Origin of the sequence: Bacillus sp. JJ722, assembly GCF_036963345.1 — a bacterium.
Taxonomy (GTDB): Bacteria; Bacillota; Bacilli; order Bacillales; family DSM-1321; genus Bacillus_AD.
Genome location: NZ_JBALMO010000280.1, coordinates 1 through 6,340 on the forward strand (window position 1 = coordinate 1; position 6,340 = coordinate 6,340).

Below are 6,340 nucleotides of genomic sequence, written 5' to 3' on the forward strand. Positions count from 1 at the left end.
GCTGGCCGATGAAGCTAGAAACAATGAATCGCTTATCAGCTCTTCGTGTTTCCTTTATCTCAGTCGGAGGGCGAAAGAAGATACGGAGCAAAACGGGCGCTTCCGCTTTTCTTAGGTATATGACTTAGGTCATGGTATTAACATTTTTTAGTGACTTCAGACAGTTCAAAAGCCGGAGGATATTTCTATAATGAAATATAGATGAGAGTGGTAAGGGAGGAATAAGGTTGATTGATATTATTAATCTGACGAAGAAGTTCAAGCAAAAGACTGTTGTAAACAATATTAATATGCATCTGGAGGATGGTGAGATTGTTGGATTACTTGGACCAAATGGAGCGGGGAAAAGTACAACTATTTCTATGATTTCATCTCTTCTAGATCCAACAAGTGGAGACATTGAATTAAACGGAAAAAGCATACTCAAGCACCCTAAAGAACTGAGGCAAATATTAGGTGTAGTACCACAGGAAATAGCGCTTTATCAAGAATTATCAGCACAAGAAAACTTATTATTCTTTGGCCGTATTCAAAAATTACCGAAACAAGTGTTACATAATCGTGTAGAAGAAGTTCTTGATATCATTGGTTTGCAAGATCGACGTAAAGATCTCGTTAAGACATTCTCGGGTGGAATGAAAAGAAGACTTAATATAGGTGTAGCACTGCTACATAACCCGAAATTTATTATCATGGATGAGCCAACAGTAGGGATTGATCCACAGTCACGTAATTATATTTTAGAGACTGTGCAAAAGCTAAATAAAGAAAGACAAATGACCGTTCTGTATACGAGTCATTACATGGAAGAAGTGGAGTATCTGTGTGACCGTATTTATATTATGGATCATGGTGAAGTGATTGCTTCTGGTACGAAAGATGAAATTAAGCAAATTTTATCTGCTGACAATGCAGTAGAAGTGAAACTAGAGATGCCATCCATAGAATTTGAACAAGCTTTAAGAGAGTCTAAACAAATAACAAGTGTCACTTCGCAAGGTACGAAAGTGACGATTATAGCACCAAAAGGAGTAAATATGTTTGATATTATTATTCCTATTTCTGAGCAAGTTCATGTTTCCTTTACTTCCATTGAAATTAAGAATCCAACCCTTGAAGATGTATTCTTACATTTAACTGGCCGAGTTTTACGGAATTAGGAGGTGGGGAGAAGTATGCTATTTCAACTTATTAAGAAAGATTTTCTTGTCCTCATTCGTAACCGTCATAGCATCATCCAATTAATAGTGATGCCAACTGTATTAATCTGTATTCTAGGTTTTGCACTTTCAGGTATGATGGGCGGAGAACTTAGCGTTTTGAAAGCAAAAGTATATATGGTGAATCATGGTTCGGAGCAGGATGAGCTTCAACAATTCGTAAAGGAAGTAGAGCAATCTACTGTTTTGCCGCCTGAAGCAAAGGTGCAAATAACGAAAGCGGCATCTGATATACTGCCAATTACTATGTTAAAAGAGCAAGTATTAACAAGTAAAGAAATGAAGAAGAGTGTTGAAGTAAATGAAGCATCTCCGAATGAACTTAATCAACTGAAAGAAAATGATAAAGCGACTGTAATTGTTGAAATACCAGAAGGCTTTACGTATGATTTCTTGCAACATCTCTTCTTTCAAAAAGGGGAAGTGCCAACATTAAAGCTTTCACATAACGAAGCAGACCCTTTATCTAGCAATATGTTTATTGGAATTATTGAAAGTTTTCAAGAGCAGTATGCCTTTTCTAATCTATTACAACAAGAGCAGTTACCAGTAAGTTTAAACAGTCAACCAATGGTTAAAGTCTCTAAAGAAACGGTCGATGAAACACCGCTTATTACGTCAGCGGCTTACTATACAATCGGCATGGGAATGATGTTTATTTATTATATTGTTTCTAATCTGGCAGCGTTTGCGTATCAGGAAAAAGAATTGCACGTGTATAGTCGAATTGTATTGAGTAATGTATCACCTTGGAGTTATTTGAGTAGCTTTTTTATTTCTGGAACGCTATTAGCATTTATTCAATTATGTATTCTTTTTGGCACATCTGTCTTGCTATATGATGTGAAGATTCCGAGTATATCTTTATTTTTACTAATTACCATTTGTGCTTCTATAGGAATAGGTGGATTCACAGCACTAATAACAGCAATTAGTTTGAAATTTAAAAATGAAACGATTCCAAGCTTTTTTGCATCTTTTATTACGATTTTCTGTTTCTTCGGTGGAAGCTTTGTACCGATAAGTGCATTTCCAGAATGGTTTCAAACCATCGGAAGTTATACGTTGAATGGTGCTGGATTGAAGGCTTATTTAAACATGATGCAAGAATATGATGTAACGGCTTTTGGTAGTGAACTATGGACAATGTTCTCATATGCGGTCATTTTATTTATTCTTGCTGTTTGTATTTTTCCAAGAAGAGGGGAGGCGTAGGGCGTGCTTGGGATCTTAATGGTTAAGTTTAAAATGTTGCTGCGAAAACCTTGGGCTTTTATTGGTTTAACAGTTTCGATTATTGTTATGTCTGTAATTATTGGAACGAATTTTAGTGTAAAAAGTGAAGTTGTTGTTTTTTCTAATCAAACCGAGCAAGAAATCAAGCCACTTCTTAAACAATTAAATGATATAGGCACTTTCCGTTATACACTCTATGATGAGGACGATGCTATTCAGCGAGTAAGAGAGAATAAGAGTGAACTAGCAGTTGAATTAAAAAAAGACTCAGCAAACATCATTATAGCTACGAGTAGTCAAAATGCCGATATTATTCAATATGAAGTAATCGGTGCTTATCAAGATTTAAAGCGAAAAGAAGATGTACTACAGCATGCCTTAACAATACCTACAGTGAATATTCAAGAGTTAGAGAAAAAACTAGATTCATTGTCTGATTATAATACTTTTAAGATGGATAAGGAATCTTTTACGACCGAAGATTCCTTCGTATATGACGCGAAATTACAGACTTTGTTTGGATTTTCTTTATTCTTTGTTATATATACGATTGCTTACAATGTGGTAACAATCTTAACAGAGAAGAAAGAAGGGGTTTGGAATCGTATGATCATCTCACCGATCAGGAAATGGGAGATGTATGCAGGGAATTTATTATATAGCTTTATAATAGGATATTTACAAGTTGTCATCGTCTTTAGTGTATTTCACTTCGGCTTGAACATTGAATTTCACGGTGCATTTGGGAAAACATTAATAATCCTTATTCCATATGTCTTTTGTATTATTGCCCTTTCATTACTAGTTGCTGCACTTGTGAAAAATCTACAGCAATTTAATGTAGCGCTACCCCTAGTAGCCGTTTGTATGGCGATGATTGGAGGTGCATATTGGCCAATAGAAATCGTCTCATCGGATATCATGCAGTCATTAGCAAAATTTATGCCGATTTATTATGGTATGGAAGCGTTAAAAGGAGCTACAGTGTATGGCTATGACTGGAATCAAATTGCCTATCCAATTGGGATGATGTGCCTAATTGGAGTTGTCATGATTGGTTTAGGGATTCAAATAATCGATAGAAAGAATTAATATTTTCCACTCCTTTTCAAACAAAATGTCTAATGTACTAGTTTAAGATAGTCCATTTTAGACAACAATGTTTGATATGAAAGGGAGTGGAGTTTTTTATGAAAAAAAATCAATTGGCAGTTTTATATATAATGATTGTTTGTTTTGCTACAATGGCGAGTTTAACAATACCTAAAGTGGATCCTGCTCAAGCATCAGAAGAACCAATTGTTATTCCGAAAGAAGCAATTCGGTTAAGAATACTTGCGAATAGTGATTTAGAGGAAGATCAAGCGGTGAAAAGAGCTATTCGCGATGAAGTGAATGCCAACATTACAGAGTGGGTAAAAGAATTAACATCTATAGATGATGCCAGAAATGTAATAAAAGGACGTTTGCCTGATATTCAACGTATTGCAGAAGACTATGTGAGGGAGCATAATTTGAATCAAGAGGTAAAGGTAACCTTTGGGCAGGCGAAATTTCCAACGAAGTTATATGGGAAATATTTATACCCAGCTGGGGAATATGAAGCAATTGTGATTACGCTCGGTAAAGGACAAGGTGCTAATTGGTGGTGTGTATTATTTCCACCATTATGTTTCTTAGATTTTTCAAATGGAACAGCGGTAAGTATGTCACCAATGGAAGAGGACGAACAAGAGCAAGAACAAAAGCAAGAACAAAAGCAAGAACAAAAGCAAGGGCAGGGACAAGAGCGAGAACCAAGACCAGAACAAAAACAAGAGCAAGGGCAAAATCGAGAACATAAGCAGGAGCAAGAGAAAGAGAAAGAACAAGTAATGGAAGAAGCAGAAATAAAGGCGGAGGCATTGGTGAAGAATGAGGAGCCAGCAGTGTTAGAGAAGAAGGTGTTCGTTGTGGAGTTGTTTGAGGATTTATTTAAAGAATAAATAATCATGTAGCGACAAGTCTAGTAAAGAAATTTCTCTTTTCTCTACTAAATTAAGAATATGAATCATAGACTAAATAGTAAAAAAAGATAGGGGCGGATTGTATGTTAACTGTTCGACGAGGTGAAGTTTCTGATTCGAAGAAAATTGAGCAATTCATTAAACGTTCTGATGCGCTTTATGATGAAGATTCTTTGTTTATATTAGTAGAAGATGAGAGAAATGAAATAGTGGGAGTCGTAGGAATTGTAATGATAGAAAACATTGGTTGGTTACGTTCTTTTGTATTCTCACCACGATTTCCTTCAGGACGATTACCAGTTTTTCTAGAAAGAATACTAGTGATTGCTAGTGAACATAATTGTTCGATTGTTTATTTAGCAACGAATCAACCAAATAGTATTCCATTCTTCCAAACATTTGGGTTTTCTATCATTTCGTGCGAGGAAATTCCTGAAAATTTAAAGTTATCAACAGCCGTTTCATCACTTTTACAAAAAAAAGACGTCAAATATATGTGGAAAACTCTAGTATGAATAGGTATATCCACAAAGTTATCCACTGTTTACAAGTTATTATCCACAAAATGTGGATAAATCTGAAATTTATACACATTTTTCTGATTATAATGTGTTATAGACGAAAAAATGTGAGTTAATGTATATAATTATTAATAAAAATAGGATTTTTAGTAAGGAAAGATGGTAAAAAAAGAAGATAAAAGTAGACTCTTGATGTTTACTTTTATGAATAGGGTATAATAGGGTATAATTTTACTTGAAAAAATGACGGATTGACATAATAGAAGGTGTACAAATTGAAAACAATCGTATGGAAAATGAACGAATCTGTGGATAACCTGTCAAAAGTGAAAGAAGCGGCTGCGCTATTAAGGCAAGATGAAGTCGTGGCTTTTCCTACAGAAACAGTGTATGGATTAGGAGCTAATGCGAAAAGCGATGAAGCACTGAAGAAAATCTTCGTTGCCAAAGGACGACCAAGTGATAATCCACTTATTATCCACATTGCTAATAAACAGCAAGTGAACGAAATAGTAGAAGAAATACCGGAAATAGCACAAGCTTTAATGGAAGCCTTTTGGCCAGGCCCACTAACGCTTGTTTTACGAAAGAAAGCAGGATTGTCTGATGTAGCAACTGCTGGTCTTGATACGGTGGCAATCCGTATGCCGGATCATCCCATTGCACTGTCGCTAATTCGTAAAGCGAATTTGCCAATTGCAGCACCGAGTGCCAATCTTTCTGGCAAACCAAGCCCAACAACAGCACAACATGTTGAGAAAGATTTGTCAGGTCGCATCAGTGGTATTGTGGATGGCGGGGAAACGGGTGTCGGTGTGGAATCTACCGTAGTGGATTGTACAGAAGATATACCAGTTATTCTACGCCCAGGTGGTGTAACGAAAGAGGATCTACAACGAATAGTTGGCGAAGTAAGAGAGGATACGGCGCTTCATAATAAAGAAGTGGCTCCGAGATCTCCAGGTATGAAATATACACATTATGCGCCAGAAGCTCCATTTATTCTTGTTGATGGAAGTTCGACTTTTATTCAAAGCTTGATTGAAGAAAAGAAAGCAGAAGGTAAAAAAGTCGGTGTGCTTACAACAGAAGAAAATGAAGATTTTTACAAAGCGGATTGCATCATTCCATGTGGTCAGCGTAGTCAGTTAATTACTGTTGCATCAGGATTATATGATGCGTTACGTGCATTTGATGAGTGTGATATTGATGTTATTTTCGGAGAGGTATTTCCGACAAATGGCATTGGTGAAGCTATCATGAATAGGATGCTGAAAGCAGCTGGGCATACTGTAGTAAAAGAAAAAGTATAATGAAGGACAATAAAGTGAAACTTTAATCGGTGGGGGTTTTCGTC

At 36.2% G+C, this 6,340-nt stretch carries 6 protein-coding genes; all 6 read left to right on the forward strand.

Annotated features, from left to right (window positions below):
* The first annotated feature begins 227 nt into the window (after nucleotides 1-227).
* The 6 genes from V7014_RS23805 to V7014_RS23830 all read left to right on the forward strand — a co-directional run bounded on the left by V7014_RS23805 (nucleotide 228) and on the right by V7014_RS23830 (nucleotide 6,296).
* Nucleotides 228-1,160, forward strand: a complete 933-nt coding sequence (locus V7014_RS23805; RefSeq protein WP_335511013.1) for an ABC transporter ATP-binding protein — start codon at nucleotides 228-230, stop codon at nucleotides 1,158-1,160.
* Between the two features lie 15 nt (nucleotides 1,161-1,175).
* Nucleotides 1,176-2,435 carry an ABC transporter permease gene (locus V7014_RS23810; RefSeq protein ID WP_335511015.1) on the forward strand — a complete coding sequence of 420 codons (1,260 nt, stop codon included), beginning with the start codon at nucleotides 1,176-1,178 and terminating at the stop codon, nucleotides 2,433-2,435.
* Nucleotides 2,436-2,438: 3 nt separating this feature from the next.
* On the forward strand, nucleotides 2,439-3,548 hold the full coding sequence (locus V7014_RS23815) for an ABC transporter permease (protein WP_335511017.1): 1,110 nt from the start codon (nucleotides 2,439-2,441) through the stop codon (nucleotides 3,546-3,548).
* A 98-nt stretch (nucleotides 3,549-3,646) separates the two neighbouring features.
* A complete protein-coding gene (spoIIR, locus tag V7014_RS23820) occupies nucleotides 3,647-4,441 on the forward strand; it encodes a stage II sporulation protein R (protein ID WP_335511019.1) in 795 nt (264 codons plus the stop codon).
* A 104-nt stretch (nucleotides 4,442-4,545) separates the two neighbouring features.
* Complete coding sequence (locus V7014_RS23825) at nucleotides 4,546-4,977, forward strand: GNAT family N-acetyltransferase (protein WP_335511021.1); 432 nt, start codon at nucleotides 4,546-4,548, stop codon at nucleotides 4,975-4,977.
* A gap of 281 nt (nucleotides 4,978-5,258) precedes the next feature.
* Entirely contained in the window at nucleotides 5,259-6,296 is a 1,038-nt protein-coding gene (locus V7014_RS23830) for an L-threonylcarbamoyladenylate synthase (RefSeq protein WP_335511023.1), read from the forward strand.
* The last annotated feature ends 44 nt before the right edge of the window (nucleotides 6,297-6,340 follow it).